Below are 17657 nucleotides of genomic sequence, written 5' to 3' on the forward strand. Positions count from 1 at the left end.
GGCTTTTTCATTGGCTTAGCACTAAACGGTCAGGGTTTCACGCGACGACTAAGCAACAAAGGGGCATTGTTAATGCTGTTCAGCATGACGGTATTATCGTCCAACCAATGCATATCCTGGCTTTGGTTGAAGGTCTGATGGATTACGTTTTTCACAATTTCTAAGCCATAAGCCTCGAAAGAACTGGTCTCTACTGGCTCCCACTCATCCATAAAGGTCGTTTTCAATAACAGCCTGTCACCATCGATCAGCCACTCACCGTTGTTAAGTAAATAGTAAGTTTCGCTATTTCCGCTTTTTACTGCCGTATAGGCAAATTGGAAGCTTGCTGAGTATGTGTTGTCACTGTTAAACACCACACTGCCCGACCAGTTTGCGTCGATATTGCCTTCCACACCCTCAAGTACCACCCGCTCGCCATCATTATTAAGGAAGTAATGAGATTCAAACGCCCATTTGTCTTTAGTCAGTGCCCGCTTGGCACCGAATACAGATTCAATCACCGCAGAGAATACAAAAAAGGAAATCACAAACACGATGAGATAGGACAGACACTTCTTCACAGTTGGCATTGGTTTTCCTCCAACAACAATGAAGAGTTCAGACCAATGCGAAAGGCATGACCCAGCGATTGTTCATGGAAAATAAGCAGGGAGATAGAATCGGCATGATTGGCAGCAACCAGTGCTTTGGAGACAGGTTTGTTTTCCTGTTCCACAATCACATTTACGCACCTTTCTATTACTGGTACCAACTTGGGGTTTATCTGGTTGCCCGCCAGTTTATAAATGGGAATGGGAATAGAGGCAGATTCAATGGCCTCCATATTCGAAGCTTGCGGTTTCTCGACTGCAAACCAAGCGGCAACAAAGGCGAGTAAAACCACTGCCAGATAAGGGCCCCAGCCCATCGACGCTTGGTGACTGTTCTCTGCCACTGATTCAGAAGGCGACATCACTTCACAAGGGTTCGCTTCCAAGACCAACAGATAGCCCATCTTGGGAATGGTTTTAATTACCATCTGATCTTTCGCGTTGTCATTAAACGCTTTGCGTAAAAGTGAAATGCTTTGGTTCACGCTGCTTTCATCCACCACCAGTCCGCGTGGTTCCCAAACATCCGCCAGAATTTGCTGGCGCGACACTATCTCCCCTTTCTCTTTGATCAACAGTTGAAGCAACAGTGATTCATTGAGCGATAACTCAGTCATCTCACTCGTGTCTTCATTGGTCAGGGTATGGAGCCGGGTGTCTAAGAGGAAGATATCCCCAATGCGGTAGTAGGCAGACACCTGCTCTGGGTTAGATTTGTTACTCACACGCTTACCAGTTCACTCAATGATATGGCAACAAAATTAGCTGATGGGACAAACCTAAGGCTGTCCAATTTCGATACAAAAACAGAATGGTTGGATAATACGAAAAAGGCATGTCGCTCCAGACATGCCTATATACCAATCGTAGTAAATATTTGCTCATCCTAGCTTGTTAAAATGCTCGATAACTGCGTTGAAAAATTTGATTGTAGAATAACTACTTATCGAAATTTTTCGCCTTGTTCTCGAGCATTTTTCCTACGCTATGTCTGACCACCTACCTACTGTGATTGGTATTATTCGATTCCTATGATGTTTACAGCAAGGTGATCTCTACCGAGCGCTCCAGCAATGCATCTGATTGGGAGATTGGCGACTGGTCTGCGACTGAGATAACCGTGATGCGCTCAGCTTCTACGCCTTTGCTGACCAGATATTTCGCAACAGCGTCAGCGCGGGCAGCGGAAACACGTTGGTTCGTTGCATCAGAGCCACTGGTATCTGTGCGGCCAATCAGTTCAGCCTGCAGATCAGGGTTTGCCAGCATCGAATGCGCGACTTCATTCAGGTTAAACGCACCATATTCGTTAATATCTGCGCTGCCTACCTTGAAAGGAAGTACGTAGTGAACGCGTGAAGGAATCTCTTCAACCACCTCTACGGTTTTTACCACCTCTTCAGTCACTACCATTGGCGTTGCTGGTTGACCGAATTTGTAGCTCATACCCCAGTAAACCTGATGAAGGTCAGTCTTACCGCCATTAGCTTTTTCAACATCGGCATAAATGTCGTAACCGACCTGAGTGCTGACGGCGTGGGTCAATTGATATTCAAGGCCAACACCTGCTGCGACAACCGCGTTTTCTTTTTTGAATACGTCACCGTCAGTGTTGTCAGCAAAGATGTAAGCACCACCTACTTTACCGAACATCGACAGGTTCTCAGTCACGTCTAAGTCACCTTTTACACCCATTTCCGCAATGTGTAGGTCAGCATTTGCACCTTCATTCACACCAAAATCATTCATGTAGCCATAGCCACCATACACACTGAAATGGTTACCGAAGTCATAACCCCCTTCCAGTTTGAGTGCATGTGCATCATGCTCTGAACCTGCTGGCATTTCTGATTCTTCAATCAGACCCATACCGGTGCCCGCACCGATGTAAAAACCTTCGCCAGTTGCTTGCTGAATATCAGTGTCAGAAGCAAACGCCTGAGGCGCAATACCAAACATGCTGATGAGAATTGCTGAAGAAATGAATGTCTTTTTCATCGTTACTACCTTTATTGGTTATTCGTTTTCAAAGGCAAATCCCTGCCGACGTCACTGCTTTTTAATACCCGCTGGCTAATGCGGATATCGTCCGTTGCAAACACAAATCCATCTTGTTGGTGGAAGCAGGAGAAGACCAATAAACGGTTGTAATTCGTTGTGATGAGAACTAATTAAGGGGGTTAAATGGGCATAAAAAGATATAAAAACTGTTTAGCAAATCACTCAAGGTATTGTTTTGTATCAGGTTAAAATTAAGAATAACTAAACCTAGGCTCTCTAGATGAAATCCGAAATGCGAGAGTTTTTCCGTGGATGGCTAGGTGAAAAATGTTTAGATTCGATAAAGAGTCCATTCCTTTTGTCTGCCAAGACGATTTCCAAATCGCTTAAGAAACGGACGACAACTGTTCGCATGTTGAGCGGTAAGATTTTTCCCGTTTTTTATTAAAGTATTACGTCGCAATACCGATACAAAGGGGGTAAGAAGTCAAAGTCAGGTTAACATGCAAATTCACGCGCTCGATAAAGCCCAACTCATTACAGATATACAGCTAGGGGGAAACCTCAACCATGCTGTGTATCAGGGTCGTCGTTCGGATTTTGCTTTAATGCTGGCGCTGCTCTCTGGCGATGCAACAGAAACCACACCGCTCAATCCTCCCTATCCAGAAAAGATAACAGAAGCTCAGCTTCGAAAAGCGTTTGATCTTCCAGAGCCTACCCGTTTAGTTGCTGAAGAAAGAGACTATGAGCTTTGCGGATCTCAGGCTGATGCCTTTCACAAAGCGGGTTTAGCGAGCGCAAAACTCAATGATTGCGTCAGCCCCTCTGCACTACATTTTCCTGCTATTGGAACACATAATTTGGGTGAAGATGTTTATCATAATTTGTCAGGACATCAACGAAGACAATTAGATAGCGAAAATGGCAAGACTGCCGCATTGGATCCGGTAAATTTATATAATCAATTGGTGACCGCTAAGCGTTTCAATGAAATGCATATTCAGGCGTAATTCTTTGATTTAATTACCATTAGAACGTTTCAATAACACACTCATCATATCAATTCAACTTCTTCCACTCAAAAAAATCAAACTGTGATCACTTACTAAAAAAATCATTTTGCACACAGTTTGCACAACCTTTTTTGAACAAATTCACACCACTTTCGTAGATCATGGTCCAAGATTGTTATCCGCCTCTTAAAAAGCTGGGTATAAGTTGTTAGTCATCGTCGTATAACAATGAAGTGTGTCGGAAATAAAATAGAAAGGTTAGACAATGGATATTGCTAAATCCGTCATTGTGATTACAGCTGCTGGGACTCCAACAGGTCGCGCTATGGCTGAACATTTTTGCAGGCTAAATGCCCGCGTAGCTCTCGTGGATACGGACTCTCACCAACTTCAGTCAACGTACGAGTCGTGCCTGAAAGTCGGAGGAATTTGCTTTTCCTTTTACCTCGCGAACCGCAGTGTAGAGAATATTTCTTACCTGTTTGAAGAGGTAAATCGCGAGATGGGAGCTGTGGATGTACTTATCAACTACTGGCAAGGCGGATCACTACCAAATCTCCTCGCCAGTCAGGATGCAGCGAACGATGTTGTGAAAGACACCATCGCAGACGTTGCTTCCAACCTGTACCTGTTCGGACGAGGCGCAGCATTCAATATGCTGAACAAAGGACGCAAGGGCGTGATCGTGAATATCCCCGGCGTACTTACCCCTAATAACACTGCTCCAGCCTTTGATAGCTCTAACGCAGTGATCAAAGGCCTGACCCGAAGCTGGGCACAGGAGCTGGAACACGCGAACATTCGAGTAGGCGGCGTATTGCCAAGGCTTCGCCACACTGATGAAGGTAACGTCCACTATCACCCTGCAGTGAACTACGACATGATTGATGGTGCCGCTTACATCGTCGAAAACGACAGTTTCACCGGCCGTATCTTAGAAGCAGCAAGTTAAACGGCTGGTGAAATTTGCCGTAGCCGCTTCTATGCCCTGTTAATTTGAGTTGACCGCATACCAGGCGATTGGATAGGTCCCATCGTCAGGGAGTTGTCACCTCAAAAGGGTATTTGCCACTGCCAATAAAAAAGCCCGCTTACGCGGGCTTTCTCTTTATTTCTGATTCAGAAATTATGCTTTAGCAGCTTCTTTCTTTGCTTTCGCAGCTGGTTTAGCCGCTGCAGCGTTACGGTCTTCACTTTTCTTGATAACCGTAGTGCCTTCGAAAGTCTCACCTTCTACGAACGCTTTACCGTAGTATGATGCCAGCAGAACTTCTTTCAGCTCAGTGATCAGAGGGTAGCGTGGGTTCGCACCAGTACACTGGTCATCGAACGCTTCAACTGCCAGCTCGTCAATCTTCGCCAGGAAGTCAGCTTCCTTCACACCCGCTTCCTGAATAGACATTGGGATATCCAGGTTGCCTTTCAGCTCGTCCAACCATGCCAGAAGACGTTGGATCTTCTGAGCAGTGCGGTCGCCCGCTTGAGTCAGACCCAGGTGGTCAGCCACTTCTGCGTAACGACGACGTGCTTGTGGACGGTCGTACTGAGAGAACGCAGTTTGCTTAGTTGGGTTGTCGTTTGCGTTGTAACGAACAACGTTAGAAATCAGCAGTGCGTTCGCCAGGCCGTGTGGCAGGTGGAACTCAGCACCGATTTTGTGCGCCATTGAGTGACATACACCCAGGAAGGCGTTCGCAAACGCGATACCAGCGATAGTTGCTGCGTTGTGTACTTTCTCACGAGCGATTGGGTCGTTTGCACCATTCGCGTAGCTAGAAGGCAGGTATTCTTTCAGCATCTTAAGCGCTTGCAGAGCCTGACCGTCAGAGTATTCGTTCGCCAGAACAGATACGTAAGCTTCCAGTGCGTGAGTTACTGCGTCGTAGCCACCGAATGCAGTCAGCGACTTAGGCATGTTCATCACCAGGTTCGCATCTACGATAGCCATTTGAGGCGTCAGTTCGTAGTCAGCCAGTGGGTATTTCGCACCGGTCTTGTCGTCAGTTACAACCGCGAATGGCGTTACTTCTGAACCTGTACCTGAAGTGGTAGTGATACATACCAGCTCCGCTTTCTTACCCATTTTAGGGAACTTGTAGATACGCTTACGGATGTCCATAAAGCGCATTGCCAGTTCTTCGAAATGCGTTTCTGGGTGCTCGTACATTACCCACATGATTTTCGCAGCATCCATTGGTGAACCACCGCCCAGTGCGATAATCACGTCTGGCTGGAAGCTTTGCATTGCTGCAGCACCTTTTTCTACTACAGTCAGCGTTGGGTCTGCTTCTACTTCGAAGAACGTCTGTACTTCCATGCCTTGTGCTTTCAGCAGGGCAACAACTTCGTCTGAGTAACCGTTGTTGAACAGGAAGCGGTCAGTGACAACCATTGCGCGTTTCTTACCTTCCAGATCACCCAGTGCGATTGGCAGGCTGCCACGACGGAAGTAGATAGATTTCGGTAGTTTGTGCCACAGCATGTTTTCAGCTCGCTTCGCTACAGTTTTCTTGTTGATAAGGTGCTTAGGACCAACGTTCTCAGAGATTGAGTTACCGCCCCAAGAACCACAACCCAGAGTCAGTGATGGTGCAACGTTGAAGTTGTACAGGTCACCGATACCACCGTGAGTGGTTGGGATGTTCACAAGAATACGTGCGGTTTTCAGCTTGTCGCCGAAGTACTTGATGCGCTCTTGGTTGACGTCTTGGTTGGTGTACAGGCCAGAGGTGTGACCGATACCGCCGATTTCAACCATAGTCACTGCTTGCGCTACTGCATCTTCAAAATCCGTTGCACGGAACAGACCCAGTGTTGGAGACAGTTTCTCGTGAGCAAATGCGTCATCAACAGACACTTTGTCCAGACCTTCACCTACCAGTACTTTGGTATCAGCTGGAACGGTTACGCCTGCCATTTCAGCAATCGCTGCAGCTGGCTGACCAACGATGTTTGCGTTCAGAGCGCCGTCAATCAGCAGTACTTTACGTACTTTGTCTGCTTCATCTTTGCTCAGTACATAACCTTTGTGAGAAGCAAAACGCTCTTTCACTTCGTCATATACAGAGTCAACAACAATCGCTGCCTGCTCAGAAGCACACACTACACCGTTATCGAAAGTCTTAGACATCAGGATAGAAGCAACTGCACGCTTGATGTCAGCCGTTTCGTCGATAACAACAGGAACGTTACCTGCACCTACGCCGATAGCTGGTTTACCAGAAGAGTAAGCCGCTTTAACCATGCCTGGCCCGCCAGTAGCAAGGATCAGGTTGATGTCGTCGTGCTTCATCAGCGCGTTAGACAGTTCTACTGAAGGCTGGTCAATCCAACCGATGATGTCTTTTGGTGCGCCCGCTGCTACTGCTGCGTCCAGAACCAGTTTAGCTGCATCATTAGTAGAGTTTTTCGCACGTGGGTGTGGCGAGAAGATAATACCGTTACGGGTCTTCAGAGAAATCAGAGATTTGAAGATCGCGGTAGATGTCGGGTTGGTAGTTGGAACGATACCACAGATGATACCTACTGGCTCAGCGATAGTGAAAGTACCGAACTCGTCGTTCTCTTCCAAGATGCCGCAGGTTTTTTCATCTTTGTATTTGTTGTAGATGAATTCAGAAGCGAAGTGGTTTTTGATGACTTTGTCTTCGACAATACCCATGCCAGATTCCGCAACAGCTTGTTGAGCTAGAGGAATACGGGCGTTGTTAGCAGCCAAAGACGCTGCACGGAAGATTTTGTCTACTTGCTCTTGAGAGTAAGTTGCAAACTCTTTCTGCGCTTTCTTTACACGCTCAACCATTGCGTTGAGTTCGGCTACGTTAGTTACAGGCATAGTTGTCTCCTACATACCTAAAGTTTGAAAATTATTTAGTAACTACATGCTCGTTTGTTTAGAGGCCTAAGCGTCACACTTCCTCAGTGAGCCTTGGCAAGCATTTAGTAAATAACTTTCAAAACTGATTATAGATTTTCATAAAAGCAGAAAATTGATCGGGATCATGTGTAGTAAACTTTCACAAAGATTTTCATCAACCGGTCAATAATCAATCAAATCACGCTATAATCGACGTTTTGAAAGCCTAAAACCACAAAAAAACTACGCGAATGTAACACATGCGTTTTGTGTCTCATACACCTGTATAACTTCTTTTTCGTATGTTGTCCCAGTTAGATTTTCAGATGTGATCGCTATCACATGCATAGGTTGACAACCTACCGTACAGAGAAGTTTCCAGCACTTATATACCAGTTATATTTAGTACACTTATTGCTCATAGCGCCCGAAATACCTGACCTTCGAACCAGGGAAAAATTTTTCTCGCTGACGCTGCCACTGTGGATTGGCATTTCATCTTTCGACGTTATACTAGCTCCCAAGATTGGCACTTTTGCGATCCACATCTAATCCTTCCGTTTCTCAGATTCGAGTGTTTGGGAATGAATAGCATCGAACTTGTAATATTTTTTCAGTTTTTCATTGGTTTGTTTGCAGCCGTGAACCCGTTGGGCATCATGCCTATCTTTGTTTCTTTAACTGCCCATCAGGATCCAGTTGAACGGAACAAGACTGCATATACGGCAAGTCTAGCCGTGGCTGCTATTCTGGTTGTCTCATTATTGGCGGGCCAGTTACTGCTGGATTTCTTCAGCATCTCACTGGACTCTTTCCGTGTTGCGGGTGGCCTACTGCTGGTTAGCATCGCTTTCACCATGATGAGCGGTAAGCTGGGTGAAGATAAACAGAATAAACAGGAACAATCAGAGTCTGTTAGCCGCGAACAGATTGGTGTTGTGCCACTAGCGATGCCACTTCTGGCTGGCCCTGGTGCGATCAGTTCTACCATTGTTTATGCCAGTCGTTATCCTGGCTCTGTCGATACTTTTGGTCTTATCACCAGTATTTGTATTTTTGCAGCCGGCATCTGGGGCTTACTCCGACTCGCACCTACCATTGTGAAGTTCTTGGGTCAGACCGGTATCAACGTGATCACCCGTATTATGGGTTTGATTCTGGCAGCCCTCGGTATTGAATTTATTGCCAATGGTCTTCGCGCCTTGTTCCCTGGTCTAAGCTAAACATTCCTTGTTTTATAGCCCGCTCATCTCCCGAGCGGGTTTCTCCTGCTAAACTTTTCATATCTAAATACTTTCTAGAGTACTTGGCATGAGCAGGAATGCTGTTCAGGAGACCCTTTACACCACCATTTTCGGCACTGAAACACGTGCTGGGAAAACCTTTGATATCATACTGATCGTTATCATCCTCGCGTCTATTGCGGTATTGATGCTCGAGTCTGTCGGGGACATGCAAGCCAAGTATGGGGATTGGTTCTTCACTATCGAATGGGGATTCACACTGTTCTTTACTGTGGAGTATGCACTGCGTCTATACTGTTCCCCCGCCCCCAAGGCCTATGCAAAAAGCTTTTACGGCATCGTCGATTTACTTGCCATTCTACCCACCTATATCGCCATGCTTTTCCCGGGCACCAACTATCTGATGGCGGTACGCCTTCTCAGGGTGTTACGTATCTTCCGCGTCCTTAAACTCATGCGGTACCTTGAAGAATCAAACGTCCTGTTGGAATCACTTAAATCCTCGGGCAGGAAAATCTTTATCTTCTTTTATGCTGTGATGGTGTTGGTGACCATCTTTGGATCATTGATGTTTGTTATTGAAGGCCCCGAGCACGGTTTTACCAGCATTCCTTACAGCATTTACTGGGCCATCGTGACCATGACGACAGTCGGATACGGCGATTTGGTGCCGCAAACGGACATTGGCAAAGCATTGGCCTCGATAACCATGCTGATGGGTTACTCCATCATTGCGGTTCCCACAGGCATTATCACCGCCCAGATGGGGCAACATATGACTAAGCAAAGACAAACAACGCTTTGCCCCAACTGTTCGAAACCCGGTCACGAAAATGACGCCACATTTTGTAAATATTGTGGCAGCGATTTAGCCGCGACAAGAGCCGATAAAAGTGGAAAATAAAAAGGGAGCCTAAGCTCCCTTTTTATTTTTTAGAAATCGTAGCGAAGCCCCATTTGAATTTCATCATCCTGGGATTTTCCATCAACTTTCTGGTTATCGAATTTATAACCGGCATAAGTGGTAAAGTTTTTCGTCGCCTTATATGCAACTTCAACAGCGTGATAATTAAATTCATCAGCGTCTGTCAGTCGGCTAGTATTATCAATATCTTTGTAGTTAAACGCATATTGGAAAATAACACTGTTCATGGTGTAAGACGCCGCTACTTCCCACGCTTCCATGTCGTCATTATCGACTTCACCTGTTGCATAAAGTGCACCCAGATAGAAATCATTCAGAGTGTAAGCAGCTGTCACATTCAACTGGTTAGCGTCTCGGTCATCTTGTTTGCCATCAACATAACCTAAGCCTAACTGCAGACCAAAAGGCATTTCATAAGCAAATGCGGCACCCGTGCTGTAGTTGTCTTTCTCATCACTTTGAACGTGGTTCAAAGACAGGGTAAATGCATCTGCAAACGTATTGGTGTAAACAAAGTTGTTGTCACGCTTGTCCTGGTTACCTTCAATCAGGTCAGCCGCGTCGCCACCAAAGGTGTAGAGAATATCTGTGGTATCTGTCAGCATCACCTGCGCTGAGTCTTGCTTACCGTATGAGAATGCACCCCAGGTAGTATCGAATCCTGCAAACATATAACGGTTACTGATGCTGGAATCTTCTGTTGTCAGTTCGCCTTCGTAGAAGCCAAACACAGACACATCGTCATTGACTTTGGTTTCACCTGCCACGTTGATACGCGCGCGGCTGATATCGTTAAAAGAGCTGTTCTCTGCCGTTTCGTTCTTGTCAGAGATATTGAATCGGGCTTCTGCACGTCCACCGATTTCAAGTGTCGAATCTTCATCCTGATAGACAGTTGCTGCGTGTGAAAGGCTAGAAGCGAAGGTAGCTAAAATAGCTGATGCCAATGCAAGTTTTTTCATTTTATTACCTTTAAGGTCCATGTTGTAAGAACTGGGACCGAGGTTAACGCCAGAATAAAACTTGCGAAATAATTATATTGAATCCGTTCAACTCAGGTTCAGGTTAATTGGAAAATTCACATATTCCCGAAATCAACAATAACCACCATGAGTTAATTCACAACTATAAATAAAAATATCAAATTAGAATGAAATATTAATTAATTCATCACTCTATTCAGTTGATATTCAGGAAGTACTAAATTCGGTTGAGAGAAATACTGAAAGACAACTTATTCAACTTACATTAAGGTTCGAGGCGTAAAGTCATTATCAAAGGTAGGCGTCTCAACGCATCACGTCTTGCCTTGCTTAAGCTTCGCTTACTGCTGGTTTCCTGAAGGCACAAGTTTCATTTCCTGTCCTTGAATGACGCTTGTTGGTTTATCTCCCCTCTGTAACGGTTGGGCCTTCCCTCAACTCCTTCGGGAAACCATTTTTTTGCCAAGCTTGCTCCACAAAAAAGCGGAGCATCAGCTCCGCTTTTTTTACCTTCTGTCGATAGAGATGTCAGAATTTGTAACGAACCCCCGCCTGCATCTGATCATCATTCTGCTTGCCATCGAGACGATTGAACTCATAGCCTGCGTACCCAACAAAGTTGTCAGTGACGTTGTAAACACCTTCTACCGCGTTGTAATCCACATCATGCGAAGCATTATCTGAATCTCGGTAGTTAAAGACATATCGGAAAATAACGTCATTGATGTCATACGCCAGAGCAATCTCGTAACCGTCTACATCTACGTTATCAACTTCGCCCGCAACGTACAGAGCACCAATATAGAAATCACTGAAGGTATACGATAGAGCAACGTCATACTGATCGACCTCCACACTGGCTAAGCCCACCCCAGTTCTTTGGTCGCCAGAAACATACCCGACACCGAAATCCAACCCTATAGGGCTCTCATAGAGCACCGAACCACCAGCAGTGTCGTTGTCTTTCTCATCCGCAGCAACATAGTTGAGAGTGACCGTCAGACCGACTGGCATTTCCAGCATATAGACAAAGTTGTTTTCTCTTTTGTCTTGATTGCCTTCAATAATGTCAGCCGCGCTGCCACCAAAGGTTTCCATAATATCCGTGAAGTCGGTCAGAATGACCTGAGAAGAGTCCTGCTTACCGTAGGAGAACGCACCAAAGTTGGTGTCAAAGCCAGCGTACATATAGCGGTTTTCGATATCGGAGCTGTCTGACGTCATTTCCGCTTCGTAAAAGCCAAAGACACTAAGATTATCATTAACCTTGGTTACACCATCAAAGTGGAGACGAGCCCGGCTAATGTCATTGAATGAGCTGTTGCCATTCGCATTACCATTTTCATCCACTTCATTTGCATCAGACACATTGAATCTGGGTTCGATACGACCGCCTATATCGAGCGCTGACTCATCACTGGAGTAAACAGTGTATGCATAAGTGTTAAAGCCAACTGCCGCGCCAATAATCGACGCTGTAATCATCGTTTTTTTCATTTCAATCCATCCCTGCGGCTTTACAGCCGCTTGAGTTCCATCAAAACAACTGCACGTAATCGCGCCTACAACGATTAGAAAAATAATTACGACAAGCGCCTAAACATCATGCCTAGAATCGCTCAAAGCCACTAAAAATGGGCTCCCATAAGTGAGATTATGAAAACAAACTCAATGAATAAGTGCTCTTATAGAAGTGTCGATGATGAATAGAAGGATTTAGGTGTCTTCATGCAAACAATTTGAGGAGTACTTTTTTTGATTAAGACAATGCACAAGGGAAGGAAGGAAATAAAAAACGGAGCTCGAAGCTCCGTTTTTTATTCTAAGCAATATGGCTTATTTACGACGCCAAGTGGTACCTGCTGCACCGTCTTCCAGAACGATACCCATAGCAGTCAATGCATCACGCGCTGAGTCTGCTGCCGCCCAATCTTTGCTTGCACGCGCATCATTACGTGCTTTGATCAGAGCTTCGATTTCCGCCACTTCATCATCGCCACCTGCATTGCCTTGCAGGAACGCTTCTGGGTCTTGCTCCAGCAAACCAAGCACTTCTGCCAGTTCACGCATGCGCGCTGCCAGTTTCGAAGCCGCCTCCACATCTTCCGCTTTCAGGCGGTTGATTTCACGCGCCATGTCGAACAGCACTGAATACGCTTCTGGCGTGTTGAAGTCATCGTCCATCGCGGCTTTGAAGCGCTCGATGAAGTCTTCACCGCCTTCTGCCGTCACAGACAGATCAAGGCCACGCAGTGAAGTGTAAAGACGCTCCATTGACGCACGTGCTTGCTTAAGGTTCTCTTCGCTATAGTTCAGCTGGCTACGGTAATGACCAGACATTAGGAAGTAACGAACAGTTTCCGCATCGTAGTGAGCGAGTACATCACGGATAGTGAAGAAGTTACCCAGTGATTTGGACATCTTCTCACGGTCAATCATCACCATACCGCTGTGCATCCAGGTATTCACATACTGGGTGTCATGTGCACAGCAAGATTGCGCGATTTCATTCTCGTGGTGTGGGAACGTCAGGTCTGAACCACCACCGTGGATATCAAAGTGATTACCCAGAATCGCCGAGTTCATTGCAGAACATTCAATGTGCCAGCCCGGGCGGCCTGGGCCCCATGGCGATTCCCAAGTCGGTTCACCTGGCTTAGACATTTTCCACAGTACGAAGTCCAACGGGCTTTTCTTCGCTTCTTCCACATCAACACGTGCACCTGCCTGAAGCTGATCCAAGTCCTGACGTGACAGCTTGCCGTATTCGTCAAACTTCGCGACTTCGAACAGCACGTCGCCGTTAGAAGCAACATAAGCGAAACCGCGCTCAATCAGACGCTCCACCAGCGCAATGATTTCATCGATGTACTGAGTGGCGCGCGGTTCAATATCTGGACGTTTCATGTTCAGCGCATCAAAGTCAGCATACATTTCACCGATCAGACGCTCAGTCAGTGAATCACAGCTTTCACCATTTTCAGCAGCTCGCTTGATGATCTTGTCGTCAATGTCTGTGATATTACGAACAAACTTCAGGTCATAACCAAGGAAACGCAGGTAACGCGACACCACGTCAAATGACACAAAGGTGCGGCCGTGGCCGATGTGACACAAATCGTAAATGGTAACCCCACACACATACATGCCAACCTTGCCAGGATGAATAGGTTTGAATTCTTCTTTTTGCTTGGTGAGGGAGTTGTAAATCTTCAACATGGTAGTCGGGTTACCCATTACAAATTAAATGATAAGTCGAATGGCATATTACACCTTTTCCGCCGTCTTTAGGCAAGGGTGAACAAAGGTACGCACACATTTAAAGCAAGCAGGCACTATGCTGAGTCATGAGACTGATTTTTCTGGTGGGATCAGTTGAATGTCACGACCACTAGGATAGAATCAAACGTTCAAAGCTAAACGCGAATTTATAGGAACAAATCATGGTTACGCTTCATACCAACTTTGGTGATATCAAAATCCAACTGAACAGCGAAAAAGCGCCAGCAACTGCAGAGAACTTCCTGCAATACTGCCGTGACGGTTTCTACAACGGTACTCTGTTCCACCGCGTAATTGACGGTTTCATGATTCAGGGCGGCGGCATGGCGTCTGGCATGCAAGAGAAAGAAACCCGCGCATCTATCAAAAACGAAGCTAACAACGGTCTGAGCAACAAAGTCGGTACCATTGCAATGGCACGTACTATGGAGCCGCATTCTGCTAGCTCTCAGTTCTTCATCAACGTGAACAACAACACCTTCCTGGATTTCAAATCAGAAACGCCTGACGGTTGGGGTTACTGTGTATTCGGTGAAGTGGTTGAAGGTATGGACGTAGTTAACAAGATCAAAGACGTTGCTACCGGTAACTGGGGCTACGTTCATCAGGACGTACCTGTAGAAGAAGTGCTTATCGAAAGCGTGACTATCGAAGAATAAGGCACTGAAGGGCAGCAAGCACTTGCTGCCCTCATAATATCTATGACCGTATTATTTATATCTGATCTCCACCTCAGTCCTTCCCATCCTGAAATTACCCAGTGTTTTCTCCGTTTCCTCAATGAGGAGGCGCCGAAAGCAAGCGCACTTTACGTGCTGGGTGACTTGTTCGAGTCCTGGATTGGCGATGACGATGGAACCCCACTTCAAATTGAAGTTGCTGACGCATTCAAAGCGCTCAGCGATAAGGGGGTACCGATTTACTTCATTCACGGAAACCGGGATTTTCTGGTCGGTAAACGGTTTGCCAAAGCATCAGGCATGACATTACTCCCCGAACACAAAGTGATCGATCTGTTCGGCAAACCGACATTGATCATGCATGGCGATACGCTGTGTATTCAGGATGAAGCTTACCAACGCTACCGCAAGAAAGTGCACAACCCTTTCATTCAGTGGCTGTTTTTTAGATTACCGCTATCAGTAAGACGCCGCATCGGTGAGAAGATCAGGGCTGGCAGCACTAAGAGCAATCAGGAAAAGTCTGAAGACATCATGGATGTGGATCAATCTGAAGTCCTGCGCGTAATGAAAGAAAGCGGTGTGAAACAGCTTATACACGGTCATACGCACCGCCCGGATATTCATGACATTCAACTCGACACTGATCCGGCTCAACGAATTGTACTCGGCGATTGGTACACTCAAGGTTCAGTTTTGGTCTGTACCGAAGAAGGCTGCTCACTGCAAACACGCGCGTTTTAAAATTCAGATGCAATTCGCGCGCTGTTGATTACGCCGTCAAGATGAGAAAAGTATTAGTTTCCTCATTATTTTTCTTCGCGAAATATCAACCTTTATTAGCACTCTCGAATATGAGACTTGCTATACACTTAGTTTCGTAATCCTCTTTAAGGAATTGTTGGCATTCTATGCGTTCAAACATTGCACGACAGGCGATCTATAACTCCGAGCACACGATAGTTGCCTACGAGTTACTGTTTCGCGAAGGCTGTCGTGATTCTTTTCCTTGTGTGGAATCAGAAATCGCCACCGCAAGCGTACTGAAAGATCTCTTCTCCGAATCCAATAAAGGCGTCACACACGTTTCTGATGGACTGCCCTGCTTCGTTAACTTTTGTTATGAAAGCCTTACCCAAGGTAAAGCGCTTAGCTATCCGGTGGAAGATCTTGTCGTGGAAGTGCTGGAAGATTGCCCAGCAGATGCTTCGTTATATACGGCATTGGAAGGTCTCAAATCGCGGGGATACCAAATCGCCTTTGACGATTTTATTCCTTCTTCCGACTGGATCCCTTTTCTACGTTTGGCGGATTACGTCAAAATCGATTTTCGCGCACAAACCCTGTCGGAGATCGCCCAGTTTGTTGCCAAATACCGCAAGCGTTTTGCTTTTAAACTGCTGGCAGAAAAGATTGAAACAGACGATGAATACCACGCAGCGCTTGAAATGGGCTTCGACCTGTTTCAGGGCTATCAGTTAAGTAAGCCTGAGCGCATTTTCTTTTCAAACGTTGCTTAACGTTCAATCAGTACCCCACATGAAAAAAGGAACCGTCCGGTTCCTTTTTTCTTTCAGGTAAATTGCCATTATTTCATAGTCGGCATGATGAAATCGGCGTTTGCCCTGAGCCCGGTTGGCCACCGTGCAGTGATCGCCTTACGTCTAGTGTAGAAACGCACACCATCTGGACCATGCACATGAAGTGAACCAAACAGCGAGCGCTTCCAGCCGCCAAAGCTGTGGAATGCCATTGGCACAGGGATGGGCACATTCACACCAACCATACCTACCTGAATCTCATGGCAGAACTGGCGGGCTGCATCGCCATTTTGGGTAAAGATTGCCGTACCGTTACCAAACTCATGTTCGTTGATCAGTTTTACCGCCGTCGCATAATCCGGTACGCGAACCACGGATAGCACAGGTCCAAAAATTTCGTCGCGGTAGATAGTCATCTCTGGAGTAACGTTGTCGAACAGACAGCCGCCCAGAAAGTACCCGTCTCCGCCTTCGCCCTGAATACCACGACCATCAACGAGGAGGTCCGCTCCCTCTTCCACACCTTTCGAGACATAGCCTTCCACTTTGCTCAGGTGCTCTTTCGTTACCAAAGGCCCCATTTCCATGCCTTCAATCACGCCATTACCAACACGAAGCTCTCTAACTTTTGGCGTCAGCTTTTCAATCAGGACATCTGCCACATTGCCTACCGCAACCGCCACAGAAATCGCCATGCAGCGCTCACCGGCAGAACCGTAAGCCGCGCCCATCAAAGCCGCAACCGCTTGATCGAGGTCCGCATCTGGCATCACCACCATGTGGTTTTTCGCGCCGCCCAATGCCTGAACACGCTTACCGTGCGCCGATGCCGTGCTGTAGATGTATTCTGCAATCGGGGTAGAACCCACGAAGCTGACCGCTTGCACATATGGGTTAGTCAGCAACACATCTACTGCTTCTTTATCACCGTTAACGACATTAAATACACCATCAGGTAATCCCGCTTCAGTCAGCAGCTCTGCGATACGTAGCGTTGAACTTGGATCTTTTTCCGAAGGCTTCATCACGAAGGTGTTACCACAGGCAATGGCAATCGGGAACATCCACATTGGCACCATCACCGGGAAATTAAATGGCGAAATCCCTGCCACCACACCCAATGGCTGATTGAGCGACCAGGCATCAATACCCGAGCCAATTTGCTCTGTCATCTCGCCTTTCAATAAATGAGGAATACCGCAGGCAAACTCGACGACTTCAAGCCCACGGGTTAACTCGCCTTTGGCATCTTCCAGCACTTTGCCATGCTCTTTGGTGATGAGCGCTGCCAACTCGTCGATGTTTTCTTCCACCAGCGCCTTGAATTTAAACATCACGCGGGCACGGCGAAGTGGCGACATTTCAGACCACGCTGGAAAAGCGGCTTTGGCAGAAGCAATCGCAGCTTCGGTTTCGGCAACTGATGCCAAAGAGACTTCGCCACTTTGCTCGCCTGTCGCTGGGTTGAACAGCGCTTGTTTTCGCTCGCTTTCCTCTGTGTATTTGCCATCAATATAATGCGTTACAGACATATCC

15 protein-coding genes are annotated in these 17657 nt (G+C 46.5%); 7 read left to right on the top strand and 8 right to left on the bottom strand.

What is annotated here, in order from left to right:
• Positions 1 to 29: 29 nt before the first annotated feature.
• The 3 genes from GCE9029_RS08340 to GCE9029_RS08350 form a co-directional block, all read right to left on the bottom strand.
• Positions 30 to 572 carry a regulatory protein ToxS gene (locus GCE9029_RS08340; RefSeq protein ID WP_062662532.1) on the bottom strand — a complete coding sequence of 181 codons (543 nt, stop codon included), beginning with the start codon at positions 570 to 572 and terminating at the stop codon, positions 30 to 32.
• Positions 560 to 1318 (bottom strand): winged helix-turn-helix domain-containing protein, encoded by a 759-nt coding sequence (locus GCE9029_RS08345; RefSeq protein WP_062662535.1) that lies wholly within the window; start codon positions 1316 to 1318, stop codon positions 560 to 562. Before GCE9029_RS08345 ends, GCE9029_RS08340 begins: the two co-directional genes overlap by 13 nt.
• A 313-nt stretch (positions 1319 to 1631) precedes the next feature.
• On the bottom strand, positions 1632 to 2591 hold the full coding sequence (locus GCE9029_RS08350) for an OmpA family protein (protein WP_062662537.1): 960 nt from the start codon (positions 2589 to 2591) through the stop codon (positions 1632 to 1634).
• A gap of 506 nt (positions 2592 to 3097) precedes the next feature.
• Between GCE9029_RS08350 and GCE9029_RS08355 the strand changes: the two genes are divergently transcribed.
• Complete coding sequence (locus GCE9029_RS08355) at positions 3098 to 3607, top strand: VC2046/SO_2500 family protein (RefSeq protein WP_062662540.1); 510 nt, start codon at positions 3098 to 3100, stop codon at positions 3605 to 3607.
• A gap of 268 nt (positions 3608 to 3875) precedes the next feature.
• The gene (locus tag GCE9029_RS08360; protein WP_062662542.1) at positions 3876 to 4562 is read left to right on the top strand and encodes an SDR family NAD(P)-dependent oxidoreductase; all 687 of its coding nucleotides are present in this window, start codon (positions 3876 to 3878) and stop codon (positions 4560 to 4562) included.
• Positions 4563 to 4736: 174 nt separating this feature from the next.
• On the opposite strand, the gene adhE is transcribed toward GCE9029_RS08360, so the two are convergent.
• The gene (gene adhE / locus GCE9029_RS08365) at positions 4737 to 7445 is read right to left on the bottom strand and encodes a bifunctional acetaldehyde-CoA/alcohol dehydrogenase (RefSeq protein ID WP_062662544.1); all 2709 of its coding nucleotides are present in this window, start codon (positions 7443 to 7445) and stop codon (positions 4737 to 4739) included.
• Positions 7446 to 8050: 605 nt separating this feature from the next.
• Here adhE and GCE9029_RS08370 point away from each other — a divergent pair.
• Both GCE9029_RS08370 and GCE9029_RS08375 read left to right on the top strand, forming a co-directional pair.
• Positions 8051 to 8689 carry a YchE family NAAT transporter gene (locus tag GCE9029_RS08370; protein WP_062662546.1) on the top strand — a complete coding sequence of 213 codons (639 nt, stop codon included), beginning with the start codon at positions 8051 to 8053 and terminating at the stop codon, positions 8687 to 8689.
• A gap of 88 nt (positions 8690 to 8777) precedes the next feature.
• On the top strand, positions 8778 to 9614 hold the full coding sequence (locus tag GCE9029_RS08375) for an ion transporter (RefSeq protein ID WP_062662548.1): 837 nt from the start codon (positions 8778 to 8780) through the stop codon (positions 9612 to 9614).
• Positions 9615 to 9643: 29 nt separating this feature from the next.
• On the opposite strand, the gene GCE9029_RS08380 is transcribed toward GCE9029_RS08375, so the two are convergent.
• The 3 genes from GCE9029_RS08380 to cysS all read right to left on the bottom strand — a co-directional run bounded on the left by GCE9029_RS08380 (position 9644) and on the right by cysS (position 13837).
• The gene (locus GCE9029_RS08380) at positions 9644 to 10597 is read right to left on the bottom strand and encodes a porin (RefSeq protein ID WP_062662550.1); all 954 of its coding nucleotides are present in this window, start codon (positions 10595 to 10597) and stop codon (positions 9644 to 9646) included.
• A gap of 549 nt (positions 10598 to 11146) precedes the next feature.
• A complete protein-coding gene (locus GCE9029_RS08385) occupies positions 11147 to 12115 on the bottom strand; it encodes a porin (protein WP_062662552.1) in 969 nt (322 codons plus the stop codon).
• A 339-nt stretch (positions 12116 to 12454) separates the two neighbouring features.
• Positions 12455 to 13837 (bottom strand): cysteine--tRNA ligase, encoded by a 1383-nt coding sequence (cysS, locus tag GCE9029_RS08390; protein WP_062663180.1) that lies wholly within the window; start codon positions 13835 to 13837, stop codon positions 12455 to 12457.
• A gap of 224 nt (positions 13838 to 14061) precedes the next feature.
• Here cysS and GCE9029_RS08395 point away from each other — a divergent pair, with 224 nt between their 5' ends.
• The 3 genes from GCE9029_RS08395 (at position 14062) to GCE9029_RS08405 (ending at position 16100) form a co-directional block, all read left to right on the top strand.
• On the top strand, positions 14062 to 14559 hold the full coding sequence (locus GCE9029_RS08395; protein ID WP_062662554.1) for a peptidylprolyl isomerase: 498 nt from the start codon (positions 14062 to 14064) through the stop codon (positions 14557 to 14559).
• A 42-nt stretch (positions 14560 to 14601) separates the two neighbouring features.
• Positions 14602 to 15324: a UDP-2,3-diacylglucosamine diphosphatase gene (gene lpxH, locus GCE9029_RS08400; RefSeq protein ID WP_062662557.1), complete on the top strand. Its 723-nt coding sequence runs from the start codon at positions 14602 to 14604 to the stop codon at positions 15322 to 15324.
• A 167-nt stretch (positions 15325 to 15491) separates the two neighbouring features.
• Positions 15492 to 16100 carry an EAL and HDOD domain-containing protein gene (locus tag GCE9029_RS08405; protein ID WP_062662559.1) on the top strand — a complete coding sequence of 203 codons (609 nt, stop codon included), beginning with the start codon at positions 15492 to 15494 and terminating at the stop codon, positions 16098 to 16100.
• A 68-nt stretch (positions 16101 to 16168) separates the two neighbouring features.
• On the opposite strand, the gene GCE9029_RS08410 is transcribed toward GCE9029_RS08405, so the two are convergent.
• Positions 16169 to 17653, bottom strand: coding sequence for a CoA-acylating methylmalonate-semialdehyde dehydrogenase (locus GCE9029_RS08410; RefSeq protein WP_062662561.1), 1485 nt, complete (start codon positions 17651 to 17653; stop codon positions 16169 to 16171).
• Positions 17654 to 17657 lie beyond the last annotated feature (4 nt).

Origin of the sequence: Grimontia celer (assembly GCF_900055185.1) — a bacterium.
In the GTDB taxonomy this organism is placed as follows: domain Bacteria; phylum Pseudomonadota; class Gammaproteobacteria; order Enterobacterales; family Vibrionaceae; genus Enterovibrio; species Enterovibrio celer.

Excerpts from the sequence above, each read along its gene's own strand:
- GCE9029_RS08340 (WP_062662532.1), bottom strand. The coding sequence starts at position 572 with ATGCCAACTGTGAAGAAGTGTCTGTCCTATCTCATCGTGTTTGTGATT.
- GCE9029_RS08350 (WP_062662537.1), bottom strand. The coding sequence starts at position 2,591 with ATGAAAAAGACATTCATTTCTTCAGCAATTCTCATCAGCATGTTTGGT.
- GCE9029_RS08355 (WP_062662540.1), top strand. The coding sequence starts at position 3,098 with ATGCAAATTCACGCGCTCGATAAAGCCCAACTCATTACAGATATACAG.
- GCE9029_RS08360 (WP_062662542.1), top strand. The coding sequence starts at position 3,876 with ATGGATATTGCTAAATCCGTCATTGTGATTACAGCTGCTGGGACTCCA.
- adhE (WP_062662544.1), bottom strand. The coding sequence starts at position 7,445 with ATGCCTGTAACTAACGTAGCCGAACTCAACGCAATGGTTGAGCGTGTA.
- GCE9029_RS08370 (WP_062662546.1), top strand. The coding sequence starts at position 8,051 with ATGAATAGCATCGAACTTGTAATATTTTTTCAGTTTTTCATTGGTTTG.
- GCE9029_RS08375 (WP_062662548.1), top strand. The coding sequence starts at position 8,778 with ATGAGCAGGAATGCTGTTCAGGAGACCCTTTACACCACCATTTTCGGC.
- GCE9029_RS08380 (WP_062662550.1), bottom strand. The coding sequence starts at position 10,597 with ATGAAAAAACTTGCATTGGCATCAGCTATTTTAGCTACCTTCGCTTCT.
- GCE9029_RS08385 (WP_062662552.1), bottom strand. The coding sequence starts at position 12,115 with ATGAAAAAAACGATGATTACAGCGTCGATTATTGGCGCGGCAGTTGGC.
- cysS (WP_062663180.1), bottom strand. The coding sequence starts at position 13,837 with ATGTTGAAGATTTACAACTCCCTCACCAAGCAAAAAGAAGAATTCAAA.
- GCE9029_RS08395 (WP_062662554.1), top strand. The coding sequence starts at position 14,062 with ATGGTTACGCTTCATACCAACTTTGGTGATATCAAAATCCAACTGAAC.
- lpxH (WP_062662557.1), top strand. The coding sequence starts at position 14,602 with ATGACCGTATTATTTATATCTGATCTCCACCTCAGTCCTTCCCATCCT.
- GCE9029_RS08405 (WP_062662559.1), top strand. The coding sequence starts at position 15,492 with ATGCGTTCAAACATTGCACGACAGGCGATCTATAACTCCGAGCACACG.
- GCE9029_RS08410 (WP_062662561.1), bottom strand. The coding sequence starts at position 17,653 with ATGTCTGTAACGCATTATATTGATGGCAAATACACAGAGGAAAGCGAG.